Source organism: Streptomyces sp. NPDC057428, assembly GCF_042803195.1.
Classification (GTDB): Bacteria; Actinomycetota; Actinomycetes; order Streptomycetales; family Streptomycetaceae; genus Streptomyces.
The window spans coordinates 1-20,306 of sequence record NZ_JBHVCT010000065.1 but is presented as its reverse complement, the minus strand read 5'-3'; the positions used below and the strand labels follow the sequence as shown (position 1 = coordinate 20,306).

General features: G+C 70.4%; 21 protein-coding genes. 11 read left to right on the top strand and 10 right to left on the bottom strand.

Features of this window, described 5'->3' with window-relative positions; genetic code table 11:
• Positions 1-68: 68 nt before the first annotated feature.
• The 4 genes from ACFU5K_RS22915 to ACFU5K_RS22900 all read right to left on the bottom strand — a co-directional run bounded on the left by ACFU5K_RS22915 (position 69) and on the right by ACFU5K_RS22900 (position 4,045).
• The gene (locus tag ACFU5K_RS22915) at positions 69-737 is read right to left on the bottom strand and encodes a DUF6304 family protein (protein ID WP_384064689.1); all 669 of its coding nucleotides are present in this window, start codon (positions 735-737) and stop codon (positions 69-71) included.
• Positions 738-815: 78 nt separating this feature from the next.
• On the bottom strand, positions 816-1,412 hold the full coding sequence (locus ACFU5K_RS22910) for a GNAT family N-acetyltransferase (RefSeq protein WP_384064686.1): 597 nt from the start codon (positions 1,410-1,412) through the stop codon (positions 816-818).
• A gap of 90 nt (positions 1,413-1,502) precedes the next feature.
• Entirely contained in the window at positions 1,503-2,546 is a 1,044-nt protein-coding gene (locus ACFU5K_RS22905) for a family 2 encapsulin nanocompartment cargo protein polyprenyl transferase (protein WP_384064748.1), read from the bottom strand.
• Between the two features lie 95 nt (positions 2,547-2,641).
• On the bottom strand, positions 2,642-4,045 hold the full coding sequence (locus ACFU5K_RS22900; protein ID WP_384064684.1) for a family 2B encapsulin nanocompartment shell protein: 1,404 nt from the start codon (positions 4,043-4,045) through the stop codon (positions 2,642-2,644).
• Between the two features lie 237 nt (positions 4,046-4,282).
• Here ACFU5K_RS22900 and ACFU5K_RS22895 point away from each other — a divergent pair, with 237 nt between their 5' ends.
• The 5 genes from ACFU5K_RS22895 to ACFU5K_RS22875 all read left to right on the top strand — a co-directional run bounded on the left by ACFU5K_RS22895 (position 4,283) and on the right by ACFU5K_RS22875 (position 8,065).
• A complete protein-coding gene (locus tag ACFU5K_RS22895) occupies positions 4,283-4,609 on the top strand; it encodes a hypothetical protein (protein ID WP_384064681.1) in 327 nt (108 codons plus the stop codon).
• 5 nt (positions 4,610-4,614) lie between these two features.
• Positions 4,615-5,067, top strand: a complete 453-nt coding sequence (locus tag ACFU5K_RS22890) for an RrF2 family transcriptional regulator (protein ID WP_384064679.1) — start codon at positions 4,615-4,617, stop codon at positions 5,065-5,067.
• 134 nt (positions 5,068-5,201) lie between these two features.
• Complete coding sequence (locus tag ACFU5K_RS22885) at positions 5,202-6,398, top strand: globin domain-containing protein (protein WP_384064676.1); 1,197 nt, start codon at positions 5,202-5,204, stop codon at positions 6,396-6,398.
• A gap of 129 nt (positions 6,399-6,527) precedes the next feature.
• Positions 6,528-7,118, top strand: a complete 591-nt coding sequence (locus ACFU5K_RS22880; protein WP_384064673.1) for an N-acetylmuramoyl-L-alanine amidase — start codon at positions 6,528-6,530, stop codon at positions 7,116-7,118.
• 32 nt (positions 7,119-7,150) lie between these two features.
• The gene (locus tag ACFU5K_RS22875) at positions 7,151-8,065 is read left to right on the top strand and encodes a 1-aminocyclopropane-1-carboxylate deaminase/D-cysteine desulfhydrase (protein ID WP_384064670.1); all 915 of its coding nucleotides are present in this window, start codon (positions 7,151-7,153) and stop codon (positions 8,063-8,065) included.
• Between the two features lie 10 nt (positions 8,066-8,075).
• Here the strand turns inward: ACFU5K_RS22875 and ACFU5K_RS22870 are convergent, their stop codons facing one another.
• Positions 8,076-9,677: a Na+/H+ antiporter gene (locus tag ACFU5K_RS22870; RefSeq protein WP_384064667.1), complete on the bottom strand. Its 1,602-nt coding sequence runs from the start codon at positions 9,675-9,677 to the stop codon at positions 8,076-8,078.
• 35 nt (positions 9,678-9,712) lie between these two features.
• Between ACFU5K_RS22870 and ACFU5K_RS22865 the strand changes: the two genes are divergently transcribed.
• The 3 genes from ACFU5K_RS22865 to ACFU5K_RS22855 all read left to right on the top strand — a co-directional run bounded on the left by ACFU5K_RS22865 (position 9,713) and on the right by ACFU5K_RS22855 (position 11,582).
• Positions 9,713-9,973: a UBP-type zinc finger domain-containing protein gene (locus ACFU5K_RS22865; RefSeq protein ID WP_327114836.1), complete on the top strand. Its 261-nt coding sequence runs from the start codon at positions 9,713-9,715 to the stop codon at positions 9,971-9,973.
• A 230-nt stretch (positions 9,974-10,203) separates the two neighbouring features.
• Positions 10,204-10,617: an anti-sigma regulatory factor gene (locus ACFU5K_RS22860; protein WP_014154139.1), complete on the top strand. Its 414-nt coding sequence runs from the start codon at positions 10,204-10,206 to the stop codon at positions 10,615-10,617.
• Positions 10,618-10,640: 23 nt separating this feature from the next.
• A complete protein-coding gene (locus ACFU5K_RS22855) occupies positions 10,641-11,582 on the top strand; it encodes an RNA polymerase sigma factor SigF (RefSeq protein ID WP_384064745.1) in 942 nt (313 codons plus the stop codon).
• Between the two features lie 59 nt (positions 11,583-11,641).
• Here the strand turns inward: ACFU5K_RS22855 and ACFU5K_RS22850 are convergent, their stop codons facing one another.
• A complete protein-coding gene (locus tag ACFU5K_RS22850) occupies positions 11,642-12,073 on the bottom strand; it encodes a hypothetical protein (RefSeq protein ID WP_384064742.1) in 432 nt (143 codons plus the stop codon).
• 159 nt (positions 12,074-12,232) lie between these two features.
• On the opposite strand from ACFU5K_RS22850, the gene ACFU5K_RS22845 reads away from it, so the two are divergent.
• The gene (locus tag ACFU5K_RS22845) at positions 12,233-13,201 is read left to right on the top strand and encodes a diacylglycerol/lipid kinase family protein (RefSeq protein WP_384064663.1); all 969 of its coding nucleotides are present in this window, start codon (positions 12,233-12,235) and stop codon (positions 13,199-13,201) included.
• 320 nt (positions 13,202-13,521) lie between these two features.
• Positions 13,522-13,779 (top strand): WhiB family transcriptional regulator, encoded by a 258-nt coding sequence (locus tag ACFU5K_RS22840; protein WP_003953983.1) that lies wholly within the window; start codon positions 13,522-13,524, stop codon positions 13,777-13,779.
• 185 nt (positions 13,780-13,964) lie between these two features.
• Here ACFU5K_RS22840 and ACFU5K_RS22835 read toward each other — a convergent pair whose 3' ends face one another.
• Entirely contained in the window at positions 13,965-15,431 is a 1,467-nt protein-coding gene (locus ACFU5K_RS22835; RefSeq protein ID WP_384064739.1) for a sensor histidine kinase, read from the bottom strand.
• Between the two features lie 521 nt (positions 15,432-15,952).
• Between ACFU5K_RS22835 and nagB the strand changes: the two genes are divergently transcribed.
• Positions 15,953-16,738 (top strand): glucosamine-6-phosphate deaminase, encoded by a 786-nt coding sequence (gene nagB, locus ACFU5K_RS22830; protein WP_384064660.1) that lies wholly within the window; start codon positions 15,953-15,955, stop codon positions 16,736-16,738.
• Between the two features lie 69 nt (positions 16,739-16,807).
• Here the strand turns inward: nagB and ACFU5K_RS22825 are convergent, their stop codons facing one another.
• From ACFU5K_RS22825 to ACFU5K_RS22815, 3 genes are read right to left on the bottom strand one after another with little or no spacing between them, the layout of a single operon-like run.
• Positions 16,808-18,334: a glycoside hydrolase family 3 protein gene (locus ACFU5K_RS22825; protein WP_384064657.1), complete on the bottom strand. Its 1,527-nt coding sequence runs from the start codon at positions 18,332-18,334 to the stop codon at positions 16,808-16,810.
• A gap of 10 nt (positions 18,335-18,344) precedes the next feature.
• Positions 18,345-19,184, bottom strand: coding sequence for a carbohydrate ABC transporter permease (locus ACFU5K_RS22820; protein WP_384064654.1), 840 nt, complete (start codon positions 19,182-19,184; stop codon positions 18,345-18,347).
• Positions 19,181-20,161 carry a carbohydrate ABC transporter permease gene (locus ACFU5K_RS22815; protein WP_384064652.1) on the bottom strand — a complete coding sequence of 327 codons (981 nt, stop codon included), beginning with the start codon at positions 20,159-20,161 and terminating at the stop codon, positions 19,181-19,183. The genes ACFU5K_RS22820 and ACFU5K_RS22815 overlap by 4 nt, the downstream gene beginning before the upstream one ends.
• Positions 20,162-20,306 lie beyond the last annotated feature (145 nt).

Below are 20,306 nucleotides of genomic sequence, written 5' to 3'. Positions count from 1 at the left end.
GGGGTCGGCACACCTACCGGGGGGCCGTTCCGCCGTCGCGGGACGGCCCCACCGTCGTGAGGGGCCTGTCAGGCGAGCTCCAGCGGGAACGCTCCCCGGTGTCCCGTACCCGCGCCGTGCGCCGGACGGGGTTCGAACTCCCGGCAGCTCCAGATCTCCTGGACGAATCCGGTGCGCCGGTCCCAGAGACCGGCGACGTCCTCCCCGCCCGCGACGTCGCGGTAGGCGTCCTTGGCACCGCGGAAGCAGGCGAGCCCGCCGGAGAGGCCCCGGACGGGGGCCGGGAAGTAGTCCGAGAAGGCACACGCTATGCAGGTCTGCAGATGCATGTCCGGCGGCAAGATCCGCTGGACCGTGGCCAGCGCGGCGGCGAAGTCGCCCTCGGCGCGGTTCGACTCGTACACGGCGCCGTCCAGGTGGAGGGCGAGGTACAGGTCCGGGTCGACCCTGCGCAGGGAGAGCAGGCAGCCGAGCGTGGCCTGGCGGACCGTCCCGGAGACGAGCACCGGGAGCGGAAGGTCCCACTCCAGCACACAGTCGCCGAGCACACCGTCCACCAGGTCGAACGCGCCCTCCTGGACCGTCGTGCCGGCCACCGGGCCGAGGCCGTCGAAGCTCGCGCCCTCGAAGTCCGTACCGCGTACGCGGATGCGGAGCTGCTGTCCGTCCGTGGTGAGAATGACGGCCTCGGAACCATGACGGTCCCGGTACCAGCCTGCCCACGACTCATCTGTCATGAGCAGGGACTGTAGTCCGTGCTCCGCAACCGCCCGGTGCCACCCTCCCCTTCGCTCCCCGCGCGGGCCGAGTGCCGCTCAGTCCGTCCGGGGCTCACGCCACATGGGCCACATCGAGGGTCCCTCGGGGAGCTCCACGGTCTTCCCCATGAAGGCGAACCCGAGCCGTTCGTAGAGACGGCGGCTTCGCTCGCTGCTCGCCTCCAGGTAGGCGGGGAGGCCCTCACGGTCGCACCGCTCCAGAACCCCTCTCATCAGCGCCTCACCGAGGCCCTCCCCCTGGCGTTGCGGGCTGACACCGATCATCAGCAGGTACTCGTGGGCGCGGTCGTGCGGGTGGAGCGCCCCCGTCAGCCTGCCCACGAGCTCGGCCCGTTCGTTGTCCGGGTCCGCCGTCTCCCGCATGAGCGCCGGGGTGTCGTCGGTGCCCTGCGGCGCTCCGGCGGGCACCGATATCCAGAGGGCCACGGCCGTGCCGTCCTCCAGGAGGTCGATGCGGCCGTGCGACAGCGTGATGTCGGCGAACACCCCCAGGAACCTGCCGTGCACCGCCCGCCGGTGGTCCTCGTCAGGAAAGACCCAGCTGCTCACCGGATCGTCGTGGAACGCCTCGTCCAGTATCCGGACGACCTCGTCCCTGTCGCCCCGGTCCGCCTGCCGTATGCGTACGCCCATGACCGGCCCCGCCCCCTTACGCCCATGAAGATCCCAACCGACCGACGGAATACTAGAGTTGAGATGTGATTCGGTCACGGCCGCGGACGGTCAGTGCGTTCTGCGGGTGACGAACTCCGCGAGGGCCAGCAAGTCACCGCCGTCGGCCGCGCCGGGCACCGCACGGGACAGGTGGTGGACGGCGCGGGCCATCCGGTCCCCCGCGGCGACCTGTGCCCAGTCCCGGCCCCCCGCCCGGTCGACAGCCTCGGCTGCCGCGCGCACCTCCTCCGGTGTGTTCATCGCGCCCCGGTAGAGCGCTGCGAGTTCGGCCGCGGCCGGGGTGCCCGACGTCAGCGCCGCGACCACCGGCAGTGACTTCTTGTGGGCGCTCAGGTCCGCCCCGACCGGCTTGCCCGTGCGCTCGGTGTCCCCCCAGATGCCGATGAGATCGTCGATGAGCTGGAACGCGAGGCCGGCCTCCCTGCCGAAGCCGTCCATCGCCACGACCGCGCTCTCCCCCGCCCCGGCGTAGAGCGCTCCCAGGGCACATGCGCAGCCGAGCAGAGCGCCCGTCTTGGCCGTGGCCATGGCCAGGCACTCGTCCAGCGTGACGTCGTCGGGGCCGCGCTCCTCGAGCGCGCAGTCCGCCTGCTGCCCCGCGCAGAGCTCGATGACACAGGTGGCGAGACGGACCGAGGCGTGGGCGGACGCGGGGTGCGGGTCGTCCGCCAGCAGTCGCAGGGCGAGGGCGAGCATGGCGTCCCCCGTGATCACCGCGTCCGGCACGCCGAACACCGCCCACGCCGTCGGCCGGTGCCGCCGGGTGGTGTCCTCGTCGATGACGTCGTCGTGGAGAAGGGTGAAGTTGTGGGCGAGCTCGACGGCTACCGCCGCGCGCACAGCCGTGTCCGGGTCACCCCCGAGGGCCTGCGCGGCGGCCAGGACGAGGGCGGGTCTGATCGCCTTGCCGGCCTGGCCGGAGGCGGGAGTCCCGTCGGCGTTCTGCCAGCCGAAGTGGTACTTCGCCACCCGCCGTATGGCTCCGGGCAGCGTCTCGACGGCTGCTCGCAGGTGCGGGTCGACGGCGTCGCGGGTCCGCTCCAGGAAGGCTGCGGCCTTGTGCCCCTCCATCGCGGCATCCGTACTCGTCACGGTCACGGTCACTCCTTCCCGGGCGCCATGGGGCACCTTGGTCGCGGTACTCGCCTGCGGGGCCCGGGCGGACTGCCGCCCGGGCCCGGGGAGTGTCACCGCCAGCGGCTGACCTCCACGTTCTCCAGTACGCCGAGGGCGTCGGGGACCAGGACGGCGGCGGAGTAGTAGGCCGTCACGAGGTAGGAGATGATCGCCTGCTCGTCGATACCCATGAAGCGGACGGAGAGACTCGGCTCGATCTCGTCCGGGATCCCGCTCTGCTGGAGTCCGATGACCCCCTGGTCCGCCTCGCCCGTCCGCATGCAGATGATCGACGTGGTGCGGGCGTCGGTGACGGGGATCTTGTTGCACGGGAAGATCGGCACCCCGCGCCAGGCCGGGAGGTGGTGGCCCCCGACCTCCACGCTCTCCGGTACGAGGCCGCGTCTGTTGCATTCACGGCCGAAGGCGGCGATGGCCCGCGGGTGGGCGAGGAACAGGTTGGACCCGCGCCGCCGCGAGAGGAGTTCGTCCATGTCGTCGGGGCCAGGCGCTCCGTCGTGCGGCTGGAGCCGCTGCCCGTAGTCGCAGTTGTTGAGCAGACCGAATTCCCGGTTGTTGACGAGTTCGTGTTCCTGGCGCTCGCGCAGCGCCTCGACCGTGAGCCGCAACTGCTGCTCGGTCTGGTTCATCGGCTGGTTGTACAGGTCGGCCACCCGGCTGTGCACCTTCAGCACGGTCTGGGCGACGCTCAGTTCGTACTCGCGCGGCGCCGACTCGTAGTCGACGAAGGTGTGCGGGACGACACTCTCCCCCACGTGCCCCGCCGAGAGATCGATCTCCGCCTCACCGTAGTTGTTGGTGCGCTGGTGCGGGATCGCGAGCAGTCCGGCCAGGTGGTCGCGGAGCGAGTCGGCGCGGGCCGCCAGGTTGAGCACGTCCGACCGGCGCAGGGTCAGCAGGGTGCAGGCGGTGACCGCGCGCGCCGTGTACTCCCAGGTCGCGTCGCCGTCGATCAGGGCCTGGTCGCCGAAGTAGGCGCCGTCGGCGAGCACGCCCAGAACCGTCTCGTCGCCGTACGGCCCGGTGCCGATCTTCTCGATCTTGCCGTGGGCCAGCAGATGGACCCTGTCCGCCGCGTCGCCCGACGCGGCGAGCACCTCGCCCGCGGCGACGTCACACTGCTCGCACCTGCGCGCCAGCTCGGCCAGCACCTCCTCGTCCGCGAAACCGCGCAGGGCGGGGAGTTCGCCGAGCTCGGCGGGGATGACCGCGACCCGGTCGCCCGTCTGGACGAAGGTCACCCGGCCGTCCCCGACGGAGTAGCTCAACCTGCGGTTCACCCGGTAGGTCCCGCCCTGTACCTGCACCCAGGGCAGCATCCGCAGCAGCCAGCGGGAGGAGATCTCCTGCATCTGCGGTGCGGATTTGGTCGTCGTCGCGAGGTTCCGCGCAGCCGCTGTGCCGAGACTCTGCTGCGGCGGCTGCGTGTCGCGAACCTCTTCACCAACGGACATCCGACATCCTCTCGATCATGGGCTGACCTGCGAGAGGAACACTTCCAGCAGGAGGACACGGCGCGCTATTACACAAAAGAGTGTGACTAACCGGGCGTCGGTCGGGGCACGTTGCCGGTCCGGCGGCACGCACACAGGCGGAACGCGCCCGTGCGCATGCGGTCCGGCACGGGGCAACCGGACCCTGCGGCCTGGTGTCTTTCGTTTGGATCGGGCTGGGTCAGGGAGCGGGGTCCGGTGCCGTGCATCGCAAGGCGTCACGCGCCGATGGCCGTCGAGGCGCTCGCCGCACGCGGCCAGGCACGCAGCGTGCACCGCCGGCTCGACCTGTACGCGCCCCGGCTGGAGGAGTTCCCCACCGCCGTCGAGCCCGTGACGGAAGCCGGCTGGCGCACCGCTGCATCGCTCGCCGGTATCCCGTCGGCCGCGTTCGGCTTCGGCACGGCCGCTGATCATCTTTCCTGCGCCGGCACACCCCATCCTGCCGCGGAGCCGCACCCTCCATCATGGCGCCCCGCCCCCGCGGCCGTAAGTTGCATCGTTGATGCAACTTACCTACGCTGACTGCCATGCGGCTGACGCGATTCACCGACGTGGCGCTCCGGGTGCTCATGCGCCTGACCGTCACCAAGGACGGCGAGGACCCGCCGACCACCCGAGAGGTGGCGGCCACCATGCAGGTTCCGTACACCCACGCGGCGAAGGTCGTCGCCCGCCTCCAGCACCTCGGCCTGGTCGACGCGCGACGCGGCCGGGGCGGGGGGCTCACCCTCACCGCCGCCGGCCGCTCCGCCTCGGTCGGCACCCTGGTACGCGAGCTGGAAGGGCCGGGGGAAGTCGTGGAGTGCGAGGGGAGCACCCCCTGCCCCCTGCGTTCCGCCTGCCGGCTCCGCTCCGCGCTGCGCCGGGCAGAAGAGGCGTTCTACACCTCGCTCGACCCCCTCACGGTCGGCGACCTCGTCTCCTCCCCCACCGGCCCGCTGCTGATCGGCATCAGCTCCGGCAGGCCGGCACCCGGCTGATTCACCCACCCCCCGCGGCACGGTCCGCCTCCGGCCGGCCGTACCGCGGCTCCCGCATGACAAAAAATACGCATCTCATATTCCAATAAAGCCCGGGCGGCCACGACCGCCCCTCGTACCCCAGGAGTCACCCGATGCTCTCCGAGACGTCGACCGCCACCGTCCGCGCCACCCTCCCCGTCGTCGGGGCGGCCATCGGGGACATAGCGGATCTCTTCTACCGGAAGCTGTTCGACGCCCACCCGGAGCTGCTCAGGGACCTCTTCAACCGGGGCAACCAGGCCTCCGGCACGCAGCGCCGCGCGCTGGCCGGATCCATCGCCGCCTTCGCCACCCAGCTCGTCGAGCATCCCGGCACCCGGCCCGACGCGATGCTCGGCCGTATCGCGAACAAGCACGCGTCCCTCGGCATCACGGCACCGCAGTACGAGATCGTGCACACCCACCTCTTCGCCGCGATCGCGGAGGTGCTCGGCAACGCGGTCACCCCCGAGGTCGCCGCGGCCTGGGACGAGGTCTACTGGCTGATGGCCAACGCCCTGATCACCATCGAGGAACGGCTCTACGCGCAGCAGAGCGTGCTCGCGGGTGACGTGTGGCGCGAGTGGACGGTGGTCTCGCGCACCGAGGACACCGCCGACGTGGCCACCTTCCGGCTCACGCCCGCCGACGGCTCGCCCGCCCCCGTCTTCCGGCCGGGCCAGTACGTCTCCGTCCAGGTGGAACTCCCCGACGGAGCCCGCCAGATCCGCCAGTACAGCCTCACCGGGGCGCCGGGGGGCGGTCCGCGCTCCTTCTCCGTCAAGCGGGTAAGGAACGGCGACGGCCCCGACGGCGAGGTCTCCGCACACCTGCACGCACGGCTGCGCGAGGGCGACCGGCTGCGCGTCTCCGCCCCGTACGGCGATCTGGTGCTGGACGACTCCGACGCACCGCTGCTGCTCGCCTCCGCCGGCATCGGCTGCACCCCGGTCCTGTCGATGCTGGAGCACCTGGCAGCCGAGGGGCACACCACGCAGGTAACCGTCGTGCACGGCGACCGGTCGCCCGCGGACCACGCCCTGCGCACCGACCACGCGGCGCTCACTGACAAGCTCCCTGGTGCCTCCGCCCACTTCTGGTACGAGACCCCGGAGCCGGGCCACCCCGCCGATCGCACCGGACTGGTCGACCTGAGCGGCCTGCCGGTCGCCCCTGGCACCCGCGCCTACCTGTGCGGCCCGCTGCCCTTCATGAGGGCCGTCCGCTCCCAGCTGCTGGACAAGGGCGTGGCACCGGCCGACATCCACTACGAGGTGTTCGGCCCCGACATGTGGCTCGCCGAGGGCTGAGGCGCCGGTCGGCCAGGGCCTGTCGAATGTCCGGATCCGCTCGCACAGTTCCCGAACAGGTTTCGCGGAGCGCCATGTTCCGGTACAAGCGCTGTACGGACACACTCCCCTGCACCGAAGGAGGCGGCCATGTCCTCACCCATGTCCGCTAGCAGCTTCCTCAAGGCCCTGAAGGACGAAGGACTCACCGTCGTCCAGGTGGGCGACTGGCGCACGCACAACCGCAACCACAAGGGCCCGTGGGGACCGGTGCACGGCGTGATGCTCCACCACACGGTCACCAGCGGCACCGCCCGCACGGTCGAGATCTGCCGTGACGGCTACTCCGGGCTCCCGGGCCCGCTCTGCCACGGTGTGATCGCCAAGGACGGCCGGGTCCACCTGGTCGGCTACGGCCGCGCCAACCACGCCGGACTCGGCGACGACGACGTACTGCGCGCCGTGATCGCCGAGAGGCGTCTGCCGGCGGACAACGAGTCCAACACCGACGGCAACAGGCACTTCTACGGCTTCGAGTGCGAGAACCTCGGCAACGGCGAGGACCCCTGGCCCGCCGTCCAACTGGAGGCCATCGAGAAGGCCGCCGCCGCGGTCTGCAGATTCCACGGCTGGGGCGCCCCGTCCGTCATCGGGCACCGGGAGTGGCAGCCCGGCAAGGTCGACCCGCGCGGCTTCTCGATGACGGGCATGCGCAACCGGATCCACGACCGGCTGAAGTAGGGCGGCGGGCGGGGGCAACACACAATGGAGGCATGCACGACGAAGCGCTCGACCTCTCCCGTCTGCGGCCGGTGCTGCCCTCGCCCCTGCAGCCGGTCGAGGACGAGCGCTTCGACCGCCACGGTGTGACGCTTCGGCTCAAGCGCGACGACCTGATCCATCCGGACCTGCCGGGCAACAAGTGGCGGAAACTCGCCCCCAACATCCGGGCCGCCGCCGGCCGTACCGTACTGACCTTCGGCGGGGCCTACTCCAACCACCTGCGCGCCACCGCCGCCGCGGGCCGCCTGCTGGGTTTCCCCACCGTCGGCGTCGTACGGGGCGACGAGCTGGCCGGGCGCCCGCTGAACCCCTCCCTCGCGCGTTGCGCGGCCGACGGCATGCGCCTTCACTTCGTGGACCGGGCGACCTACCGCGCGAAGGCCTCTCCCGGCGTCCTGGACGGCCTGCTGAGCCTCTTCGGGGAGTGTGCGGTGATCCCGGAGGGCGGCAGCAACGCCCTCGCCGCACAGAGCTGCGCAGAGCTCGGCCGCGAACTGCGAGACACGGGCGGCACGACGGCGGTCGCCTGCGGCACCGGCGGCACCCTCGCGGGCCTCGCCGCCGGACTCGCACCGGGGCAGCGCGCCCTGGGCATACCCGTCCTGCGCGGCGGATTCCTGGGCGAGACGGTGCGCGGCCTCCAGCAGGAGGCGTTCGGCGGCCCGGCAGGGAGGTGGTCGCTGGACGAGCGCTTCCACTTCGGCGGGTACGCCCGTACGACTCCGGAGCTCCACGCGTTCGCCGATGAGTTCGAAGACCGGCACGGGCTGCCTGTGGAACGGCTGTATGTGGCCAAACTCCTGTACGGCCTGACCGTCCTCGCCCGCGAAGGCGCGTTCACCCCGGGTTCCACCGTGACCGCCGTCGTCACCGGCCGGCCCTCACCGGAGACAGGGGGCGGCTGAGGGCTGTCCTTCAGTCCCCGTCGGGCTCCCGGTAGGCGGCGGCCTCCTCCAAGTCCAGCCTGCGCAGCAGGGCTCGCATCATCTCGTCGTCGATCCGCCGTTGGTCCCTGAGGCGCACGAAGACCGCCCGCTCGGCGTCGATCATCTCCCTCGCCAGTCGCCGGTAGGTGTCGTCGGCCGACTCCCCGGTGACCGGGTTGGGTCGGCCGAGACGCTCCCAGACGGCGTTGCGGCGCCGCTCCATCACGGCGCGCAACCGCTGGGTCAGCGGATCGGGCAGTTCGTTGGCGGGGTCGGACAGCAGCGCATCCAGCCTGGCGTCCGCGGCCGTGGACGCCTCGCTCTGCGCCTGCGCCTCCGCCAGCGTCTCGCCGCGCGCGTCACGACCCGGGAGCTTCAGCACGCGCACCATCAGGGGCAGCGTCAGCCCCTGGACGACCAGGGTCCCGATGACCGTGCTGAAGGTCAGGAAGAGCACGAGGTTGCGCGCCGGGAACTTCTCGCCGTCGGGTGTGAGCAGGGGGATGGAGAACGCGATGGCGAGCGAGACGACCCCCCTCATCCCGGCCCAGCTGACGATCAGCGGGGACGTCCAGGGCAACGGCCCCTCCCGCTCCCGGACGCGCCGGGACAGCCACAGGGGCAGATAACTCGCGGGGTACACCCAGAGGAAGCGCACCACGACCACGGCGACGAACACGAGGACCGCGTACTGCAGTGCCTCGCCCACGCTGTACTCCCCCAGCTCCCGCAGGACGAAGGGCAGCTGCAGCCCGATCAGCGCGAAGACGGCGGACTCCAGGATGAACGCGACCATCTTCCAGACCGCCGCCTCCTGCAGCCGCGTCGCGAAGTCGACCTGCCAGGAGCGGTGCCCCAGGTAGAGGGCGACGACGACCACGGCGAGAACCCCGGAGGCGTGCACCCGTTCCGCGGCGGCGTACGCCACGAAGGGGATCAGCAGCGACAGGGTGTTCTGGAGCAGCGCCTCCTTGAGGTGGGTGCGCAGCCAGTGCAGCGGAACCATCAGCAGCAGGCCGACCCCGACACCGCCGACCGACGCCACCAGGAACTCGCCGATCCCCTCGCCCCAGTTCATGCCCTCGCCGACCGCCGCGGCGAGCACCACCTTGAAGGCGGTGATGGCGGTGGCGTCGTTCACCAGGGACTCGCCCTGGAGGATCGTCGTGAGCCGGGCGGGCAGACCGACCCGGCGGGCGATCGCCGCGGCGGTGACCGCGTCCGGCGGGGCCACCACGGCGCCGAGGACCAGCGCGGCGGTCAGCGGCAGGTCCGGGACGAGCAGGTAGGCCAGCCAGCCCACCGCGACCGTCGCGAAGAGGACGTACCCCACGGAGAGCAGTGCGACGGGCCGCAGATTGGCCCGCAGATCCAGGTACGAACTGTCCACCGCGGCCGTGTACAGCAACGGCGGGAGCAGTAGGGGCAGCACCACGTGGGCGTCCAGCGTGTAGCTCGGCACCCCCGGCAGATAGGAGGCCACCAGGCCGACTGCGACCAGCATCAGGGGCGCGGGCACCGGGGTCCGGCGCGCCGCCCCCGCGACCACCGCACTGACAGCGACGAGCGCCACCAGCGGCAATGCGTCCATCTCACCGTCCTCGTATCCGACGTACCGTGGCCATCATGAGTGAGTGCCTCCATGTTGACGAGCTGCCGCGCCCCGAGCCCACACCGCTCGACAAGACCTGTCCGGAGTGTCTGGCCGCGGGCACCCATCCTGTGCAGCTGCGCCTCTGCCTGGAGTGCGGGCACGTCGGCTGCTGCGATTCCTCTCCCCTGAAGCACGCCACGGCGCACTTCGAGGAGACCGGGCATCCCGTGATGCGCAGCTTCGACTGCATGGACAGCTGGCGCTGGTGCTTCGTGGACGGTTCGATCGTCTGACGCCTGGGTACGTCAAACCGGCGCCGGTTCTTCTCAATTGACCGCCGCAGACCTCTAGCCACCTTGCGTACCCGCATGCCTACCATGCGTAACGATGGGTATGAGGTCCCGGCGACACGGCATCATGGGGCGCGATAGCGTCGCCGAACCACAGAACCGACGACGGACCGCACGGCCCCGGGCATTCACCCCGGAGCCTCGAACGAGTTTGTGCCACCTTGGAGGTGAGGGTGTCCCAGATCGCAGGCGAGCCCGGGAACCAGGACTTCGTTGAGGTCCGGCTGCCCGCTGCGGGTGCCTACCTGTCGGTGCTGCGTACGGCCACGGCCGGCCTCGCAGCGCGCTTGGACTTCACTCTCGACGAGATCGAGGATCTCCGTATCGCGGTCGACGAGGCCTGCGCGATCCTGCTCCAGCAGGCCGTGCCGGGTTCCGTCCTCAGCTGTGTCTTCCGCCTCGTGGGCGATTCCCTCGAGGTGACCGTCTCGGCCCCGACGACCGACGGCCGCGCGCCCGAGCGCGACACCTTCGCATGGACGGTGCTCTCCGCACTGGCCGGCAAGGTCGACTCCACGGTGGCCGACGACCGGACGGTCAGCATCAGCCTCTACAAACAGCGCGGCGCGGGACCCGGGCCGGCGTGAGCGACGGGAACGGGGACGGTCCTGTGCGGGACGAGACGATCCGGTCCGGGGCGGTGCGCCCAGCAGCCGTCCCGGAGCAACAGGCCCGGCCGCATCCGGTGGACGGTGCGGACGCGGCCGGCGCGGACGGGGTGCAGGGCCGTCCGGTCGCGGTGGAGCAGTCGCAGGCGGAGCGGGCGGGCCAGATGAGCGAGCACGGGCACCACGATCCACGGGACCGCAGCGGGGCGCGGGCGCTCTTCATCGAGCTGCGGGCACTCCCCGACGGTTCGGTGGAGAAGGCCGAGCTGCGCAACCGGCTGGTGCGGATGCATCTGCCGCTCGTCGAGCACCTGGCCCGCAGATTCCGCAACAGGGGCGAGCCGCTCGACGATCTCACCCAGGTCGCCACGATCGGCCTGATCAAGTCGGTGGACCGGTTCGACCCGGACCGCGGCGTCGAGTTCTCGACATACGCGACACCCACGGTCGTCGGCGAGATCAAGCGCCACTTCCGGGACAAGGGCTGGGCGGTGCGGGTCCCGCGCCGCCTCCAGGAACTGCGGCTGTCGCTGACCACGGCCACCGCCGAGCTCTCCCAGCAGCACGGCCGCTCGCCCACCGTGCACGAGCTGGCGCAGCGCCTGGGCATCTCCGAGGAGGAGGTACTGGAGGGGCTGGAATCAGCCAATGCCTACAGCACCCTGTCGCTGGACGTACCGGACACGGACGACGAGTCGCCCGCCGTGGCGGACACTCTGGGCTCCGAGGACGAGGCCCTGGAGGGCGTGGAGTACCGCGAGTCGCTCAAGCCGCTGCTGGAGGACCTCCCCCCGCGCGAGAAGCGAATTCTGCTGCTTCGCTTCTTCGGCAACATGACGCAGTCGCAGATCGCGCAGGAGGTCGGCATCTCCCAGATGCACGTCTCCCGCCTCCTGGCACGCACGCTCGCGCAGCTGCGCGAGCGGCTGCTCGTAGAGGAGTAGCCGGCCTGTGACCGGCACGCCGACCACACCGGCGGCGGCCCTCCGGGGCCGCCGCCGGGTCAGGCGTCGGGCGTCGTCCGCTGCACCCGGATGCCGAGGGCCCTGGTGGTCGCCGGGGCGAGGAGCAGGACGAGCGCGGTCCCCGCGACGACGGCGAGCCCGATCCCGGCCGGGATCAGCGCCCCCTGCGCCCTCAGCAGCGTCCAGGCCACCGGCAGCGCCATGAGCTGAGTGATGAGCGCGGGCCCCCGGCTCCAGCTGCGCCGCAGCAGCAGACCCCGGGTGGCGAAGAGCGGGATCAGGCCGAGCGCGATCAGCGTCAGCCCTCCGGTCTCGGCCTGCTGGGGGCTGTCGGGGCGGCCGAGCAGGCCCATGACCAGCATGTAGATCCCGCCGATGACGAGCGCGGCGGCCTCGATGGCGCAGAGCGCGGCCACGAGCGCGATCCGGGCAGGCTTCTCCGAACCGGCCGGAGGCGGCGACGGGGGCATGTTCTGCTGAGTGCTCACGCCTTTCAGGTTGACATCCCGGGCCTCCGGTCGTGCAGCCGGGTCTGCGGGGACACGCAAACCATCACGCTCGGTGACCGTGCGGCGACCCGATGGAGTGTGACTTCAGGGCCGTACGTGGCGGTAGGTACCCTGGCCTGCATGCGCGCACTCCTCGTGGTCAACCCAGCTGCCACCACTACCAGTGCGCGGACGCGTGACGTGCTGATCCACGCCCTCGCGAGCGAGATGAAGATCGAGACCGTGACCACGGAGTACCGCGGTCACGCCCGGGACCTGGGCCGCCGGGCCGCCGACTCCGACGACGTCGACCTGGTGGTCGCCCTCGGGGGTGACGGCACGGTCAACGAGGTGGCCAACGGGCTGCTGCACAAGGGTCCCGACCCCGAGGGCCTGCCGAGTCTGGCCGTGGTGCCCGGCGGATCCACCAACGTGTTCGCCCGCGCCCTGGGCATCCCCAACGACGCCGTGGAGGCGACCGGCGCGATCCTGGACGCCCTGGCCGCCCGCAGTGAGCGCACGGTGGGTCTCGGCCTCGCGGCCGGCACACCTGGCAGCGCGGACGAGGCCGTCCCGGGGCGCTGGTTCACGTTCTGTGCGGGCCTCGGATTCGACGCCGGCGTCATCGGCCGGGTCGAACAGAAGCGCGAGCGGGGCAAGCGGTCGACCCACGCGCTCTACGTCCGTCAGGTCCTGCGGCAGTTCCTGGACGAGCCGCACCGGCGCAGCGGCCAGATCACCCTGGAGGTCCCCGGCCATGACCCGGTCACGGACCTCGCGCTGTCGATAATCTGCAACACCGCACCCTGGACCTACCTGGGCAACCGTCCGATATACGCGTCCCCGAAGGCCTCGTTCGACACCGCCCTGGACATCCTCGGCCTGAAGCGCCTTTCGACACCTGCCGTTACCCGGTACGCCACCCAGTTGCTCACTTCGAGTCCCGAAAAGGGTCCACACGGTAAGCACGCAGTCTCCATGCATGACCTCACGGACTTCACCTTGCATTCAAAGGCTCCACTGCCCTTCCAGATGGACGGTGACCACCTCGGACTGCGTACGAGCGTGACGTTCACAGGCGTTCGCCGTGCACTGCGTGTGATTGTGTGAGTGGAAGGGGCGAAAGTCCTTTAACTCGAACGTTTGGACTGGCCCCCACCCCTTAGAAGTACGGCTGTGACCTAGTCGACACCGAGGAATCAAAAAAAACTTTCCAGAAGGGGTTGTATCCGCCGCCGAGGTTTGGGAATCTCTACATGGCGATCGGGACGGCCCGCAACATCGGCCTCCACTGAGAGCCAGAACCCCTCCTCACCTGAACAGGACCACATCCAGTTCTTCTGGACGTCGGACCTTTGGCCGCGGGGGGATTCGTGAAAGCGTTCACATTCACAAGCACCAGCATGTAATACCAAGGAGAGGTAGCAGCCATGGACTGGCGTCACAACGCCGTTTGTCGTGAGGAAGACCCCGAGCTGTTCTTCCCCATCGGCAACACCGGTCCTGCGCTGCTGCAGATCGAGGAAGCCAAGGCCGTCTGCCGTCGCTGCCCCGTCATGGAGCAGTGCCTGCAGTGGGCGCTCGAGTCCGGTCAGGACTCCGGCGTCTGGGGTGGCCTCAGCGAGGACGAGCGCCGCGCAATGAAGCGCCGCGCCGCTCGCAACCGGGCGCGTAACGCCAGCGCCTGACCGACGCCCCCCGCACGACGAGCCTCAGCCCGGCGGCGCGTACAGAGCGTACGCACAGCCCCGCCTTCGAGTCGCAGCGCGCAGTACCCCCGAAGCGCATCGCACCGTGAGCACCACGCAGCGGGCCCGGACCGTCACAACGGTCCGGGCCCGCTGTCGTGCGGCGGCCACAGAGGGCCGCACCACTACTTGTCGTTCCTGACGGGGATGTCCAGGACCACCTGCGTGCCGCGCACCGGCGCCGGGACCATGCCGAAAGCGCCACCCAACTCACCCTCGACCAGCGTCCGCACGATCTGGAGACCCAGGTTCCCGGCCCGCTGGGGGTCGAATCCCTCGGGCAGTCCGCAACCGTCGTCCGTGACGGTGATCAGCAGCCGGCCGTCGGCGGGTGACCCGCCGCGCACCGCGGAGACCTCGACCATGCCGTGCTCGGCCACGGTGAACGCGTGTTCCAGCGCGTTCTGCAGGACCTCGGTCAGCACCATCGAGAGCGGCGTCGCCACCTCGGCGTCGAGAATCCCGAAGCGACCCGTGCGACGGCAGGTCACCTTTCCGGGCGAGATCTCGGCGACCATGGCGATCACGCGGTCGGCGATCTCGTCGAACTCGACCCGCTCGTCCAGATTCTGAGACAGCGTCTCATGCACGATGGCGATCGAACCGACCCGCCGCACCGCCTCGTTGAGCGCCTCGCGCCCCTGCTCGGAATCCATCCGGCGCGCCTGGAGACGCAACAGGGCCGCCACCGTCTGCAGGTTGTTCTTCACCCGGTGGTGGATCTCCCGGATGGTGGCGTCCTTCGTGATCAATTCCCGCTCACGGCGGCGCAGTTCCGTGACATCACGCAGGAGCACCAGCGAGCCGATGCGTACGCCCTTGGGCTTCAGGGGAATGGCACGCAGCTGGATGACCCCGCCGGCGCCCTCGACCTCGAACTCCCTGGGGGCGTAGCCACTCGCCACCTTGACAAGCGCCTCGTCGACCGGACCGCGCGACGGCGCGAGTTCGGCGGTCGTCTCCCCCAGGTGGTGGCCGACGAGGTCGGACGCCAGGCCGAGCCGGTGGTACGCCGAGAGGCCGTTCGGGCTGGCGTACTGGACGACACCGTCCGCGTCCAGCCTGATCAGGCCGTCGCCCACGCGGGGCGAGGCGTCCATGTCGACCTGCTGGCCAGGGAAGGGGAAGGTCCCGGCGGCGATCATCTGGGCCAGGTCGGACGCGGACTGGAGGTAGGTGAGCTCCAGCCTGGAGGGGGTGCGCACGGTGAGCAGGTTGGTGTTGCGGGCGATCACTCCCAGGACCCGGCCCTCGCGCCGTACGGGGATCGACTCGACCCGTACGGGCACCTCTTCCCGCCACTCGGGATCACCCTCCCGCACGATGCGGCCCTCGTCCAGGGCCGCGTCCAGCAGCGGACGGCGGCCGCGCGGCACCAGGTGCCCGACCATGTCGTCCTGGTAGGAGGTAGGGCCGGTGTTGGGCCGCATCTGCGCCACGGACACATAGCGGGTCCCGTCGCGGGTCGGCACCCACAGGACGAGGTCGGCGAAGGACAGGTCGGAGAGCAGCTGCCACTCCGAGACCAGCAGATGGAGCCACTCGAGGTCGGTGTCACTCAGGGCTGTGTGCTGGTGGACGAGGTCGTTCATGGAGGGCACGTCTGCGAGCGTACCCGTGGACATGACGAGGTTCCGAACCGATCCGGCCGCCGATGCGTGACACTGGGAAGGGGACGGGCACACAGGAGAATGTCCGCACCCACGGATGGACATGGGCTATTGGTCTAGTCCACAATGCGAGGTGCGGGCGCCCTGTACAGGACATGGTCCGCACTCGACAGACCTCCGCTCTCCCCGCACAGGAGAGCGGACCGAGGCACCCGGCGCTCTCTGCCCTGACTGCGCCGGTGCCTCACACGGCCGGAGGCACCGCACACCGCCGGCCGGGAAGCTCCGGGCTGCGGTGCCGGACGGGCTGAGGGTCCCGTCCCGGCGCCGCGGCCCGCGGGTGTTTCCGGGGACATTCCGCTCACGGGCCGGGCATCCGCCGACAGGGCGACAGTCATCGACGCAGACGTGGACGGTTCACCGCCGGGCCACTCCGTTCTGCTAGATTGGGCCCAGATTGGTCTATACCACATGACGCCACTCTCCAGATCGGCAGGCACAGCGTGGAAGTTGTCATCGTCCCGGACGCCGCGGCAGGCGGCGAACTCATCGCGGAGGCCATCGGCGCCCTGCTGAGCCGCAGGCCCGACGCACTTCTCGGCGTTGCCACCGGCTCGACCCCGCTGCCCGTCTACCAGGCCCTGGCGGCGAAGGTCCGCTCCGGCGCGGTGGACGCCTCGCGCGCCCGCATCTGCCAGCTCGACGAGTACGTCGGACTGCCGGCCGGCCACCCCGAGTCCTACCGCTCGGTCGTGCTGCGCGAGGTCGTGGAGCCGCTCGGCCTGTCCGAGAAGTCCTTCATGGGTCCGGACGGCACGGCCGAGGACGTCCAGGCCGCCTGCGAGGCGTACGACAGGGCGCTCGCCGAGGCGGGCGGGGTCGACCTCCAGCTGCTCGGCATCGGCACCGACGGACACATCGGCTTCAACGAGCCGTGCTCGTCGCTCGCCTCCGTCACACGCATCAAGACGCTGACCGAGCAGACCCGGATCGACAACGCGCGCTTCTTCGGCGACGACATCGACCAGGTGCCCCACCACGTCATCACCCAGGGCATCGGCACGATCCTGGAGTCCCGCCACCCGATTCTGCTGGCCACCGGCGAGGGCAAGGCCGACGCGGTGGCCCGGACCGTCGAGGGTCCGGTCGCCTCGGTCGTGCCGGCCTCGGCACTGCAGCTGCACCCGCACGCCACCGTGGTGGTGGACGAGGCGGCCGCGTCGAAGCTGAAGCTGGCGGACTACTTCCGTGCCACCTACGCGGCGAAGCCGCGGTGGCAGGGCCTGTAGGGCTCCCCGTACACCGAAGGGCCGGGTCACCGACGACGGTGACCCGGCCCTCACGCGCCGTCCGGGGACCTATCCGGCCCGGGACCCCGTGATCGTCTCCGCCGCCGCGATCCCGCACACCCGTGCGGCGCCGTGCGTGGCGATGTGGAGGGCTCCCCGGGGCGGCGCCACGGGCAGGCCCATCTCGACCACGATCGTGTCGGGACGCGCCGCGACCAGGGTGTCCAGCGCCTCGGCCATCCACGCGTGCCGGTGGGCGTCCCGCACGACGGCGACGATGCGCCGCTCCCCGGCCGCCCTCAGCACCTCGGCCGCCGGTGATCCGTGCCCACCGCCGTAGGTGTCCGTCGTGGTGCCGGGCAGCCGCCGGGTCAGCTCGGCCGCCACGCCCCACGGGGTCTCCTCGCCGACCGCGATGTTCGCGACGGGGGTGAGGGCGGCGACGTAGGCCGGTGCGTCCAGCGGCTCGGCGATTCCCGTGACCGTCACGGCGCGACGCGCGGCGATCAGGCCGATGCCCGCTCCGGTGCCGGGCGCGGTCCCCTCCTGCATGTCCGCGCCCGGCTCCGAGGCAGCCCCCCTGGCCCTCCGCGTCCAGGACGCGAGAGCCCGTACACGTGCGGCGGCGTCGGCCAGCCGCTCCTCGGGCAGTTCGCCCGCCCGCACCGCCGTCACGAGCGCGTCGCGCAGCCGCAGCACGGTCAACTCGTCGGCGAGCCCTCCGCCCACGCAGATGGCGTCGGCGCCCGCCGCGATCGCGAGGACGGAACCGCGCTCGATGCCGTATGTGCCGGCGATGGCGTCCATCTCCATGCCGTCCGTGACGATCAGGCCCTCGTAGCCCAGTTCCTGACGGAGCAGTCCGGTGAGGATCTGCGGGCTCAGGGTGGCGGGCCGGGTCGGGTCGAGTGCGGGGAGCAGGATATGTGCGCTCATGACGGATCGGGAACCCGCCGCGATGGCCGCCCGGAAAGGCACCAGCTCACGGGCGTGCAACGTGTCCAGGTCCACATCGATGCGGGGCAGCGCGTGGTGCGAGTCGACCGCCGTGTCGCCGTGCCCGGGGAAGTGCTTGGTGCAGGCGGCGACCCCGGCGGACTGGAGGCCCTCGACGTACGCGGCGGTGTGCCGGGCGACGAGCCCGGTATCGGCGCCGAAGGAGCGCACGCCGATGACGGGGTTCGCGGGATTGGAGTTGACGTCGGCGGACGGCGCCCAGTTGAGGTTGACGCCGCACTCGGCCAGCCGGCGGCCGAGCTCACGCGCGACGGCACGGGTGAGGTCCACGTCGTCCACGGCGCCGAGGGCGAGGTTGCCGGGGAACGACGAGCCCGAGTGGACCTCGAGCCGGGTGACGTCGCCGCCCTCCTCGTCGATCGCGACGAGTACGTCGTCCCGCTCGGCCCGCAGCCGGGCGGTGAGCGCGGCGAGCTGCTCGGGTGAGTGGACGTTCCGGCCGAACAGTCCGACGGAGGCCAGGCCTTCGCCGACCCTGCGCAGGAGCCAGTCCGGGGCGCTCGTGCCGGTGAACCCGGGCTGGAGGACGGCGAGCGCGTCGCGCGTGAGGGTGTCCGTGGTGGATACGAGGGTGGTCATGGCAGCCGTGTTATCCCTTCACTGCGCCATCGGTCAGACCGCTGACGGCCTTGCGCTGCAGGAAGACGAAGAGGACGAGGATCGGGACGGCGAAGATCGAGGAGGCGGCCATCGTGGCGCCCCAGTCGTCGCCGAACTGGGTCTGGAACTGCGACAGCCAGAGCGGCAGGGTCTGGGACTCCGCCTGCTTGTTCAGGACGAGCACCAGCGGGAACTCGTTCCACGCGGTGATGAAGCCGAACATGGACGTGGACATGAGACCGGGTGCGAGCAGCGGCAGGATCACCTTGACGAACGCCTGCGGCCGGGTGCACCCGTCCACCATGGCCGACTCCTCCAGCTCCCTGGGCACCGCGGCGACGAAGCCGCGCAGCGTCAGGAGGGTGAAGGGCAGGACCATGACCATGTAGAAGACCGTCAGCGGGATCAGGCTGTTGAGCACGTCCGAGTCGCGGACGATGAAGTAGATCGCGATGACCATGACTTCCCAGGGCGCCATCTGGGCGACCATGAAGCCGACGATGAATCCCTTGCGTCCCCTGAAGCGCATACGGGCCAGGGCGAACGAGCCGGCCAGCGCGAGGATCAGGGAGAACGTCACCGCGAGGATCGTGACTGTGAGCGAGTTGCGGACCATCGTCCAGAAGTTCTCGGCGTCCACAGCCGTCCGGAAGTGCTCGAACGTGAAGTTCGTGGGGAACCAGACCGGGTCGTCCGCGACGATGTCCGGCGTCGGCTTGAAGGCCGTCGCGAACATCCAGTACACGGGGAAGACGAAGCCGATGATCAGCAGGACCGCTGTGGCATTGGGCCAGATACGGCTGAACCGTGACGAAGCCGAGCGTTTCACAGCTCGTCCTCCTCTTGCTTGAGAACGATCCGGAGGTAGGAGGAGGTCAGCAGGAGCAGGATCACGATGGTGAGCATCGCGATCGCCGATCCCATGCCGTAGTGCTGGTTCCCGACACCCTCGATGTAGGCGTAGACCGGCAGGATCTCGGTGAGCCGGTCCGGACCACCCTGGTTGATCGCGAAGACCTGGACGAAGGCCTTGAAGATCCAGATGACCTCGAGGAACGTCGTCGCGAAGAGGAACGGCTTCAGGAACGGCATGGTGACCGAGGCGAAGCTCTTCCACGGGCCGGCGCCGTCGAGCGAGGCGGCCTCGTAGAGCTCCTTGGGGATGGTCGTCGTGGCGGCGTACAGGTTGATCGCGACGAACGGGACCGACATCCAGACGATGAGCACGGTGATGACGAAGAACGTGGAGAACTGTCCGCCGGTCCAGTTGTAGTCGGCCATCGAGTGGAAGCCGGCCTTGTCCAGCACCCAGTTGACGACACCGAACCGGGAGGCGAACAGCCACTGGTAGACGGTGGTCGAGGCCACGACGGGCATCGCCCAGGCGAGGACCAGGCCGATGAGGAGCGCGACGCGCATGCGCTTGCCGAGGCGGGCAAGCAGGAGCCCGATCAGCGTGCCGAAGACCATCGTCAGGATGACGTTGACGGCCGTGAAGACGGTCGACCGGACGGTGACGTCCCAGAATTCCTCGCTGCCGAGGATCTCCTTGTAGTTGTCGATCCCGTTCCACTCGGTGAGGTGCTGGATCAGCTGCCTCATGTTGAGGTTCTGGAAAGACAGCACGGTGTTCTCGACCAGCGGCCAGCCGAGGAACACCAGGGTCACGGCCACCGGCGGCATCAGCAGCAGGTACGGGGCCATGTTCGTGGATCTGCCGCGGACGGCCGGCCTGCCGGGTGCTGCACCGGTCCTCTTCACCACGTCCGTCGGACCTGAAGGCGGCCGTTCGGTCTGCACGGTCATGCTCGCCATCTCTTTCTCGGCACCATGGGACACAAGTCGACTGCCGGGGGACGGGCCCCGTGTCGGAGCCCCGCCCCCCGCAGGGCGGGCGTACAGCGACAGGGCGGGACCGGTGTTGATCTACGCCACGACCAGCGTGGGGGGC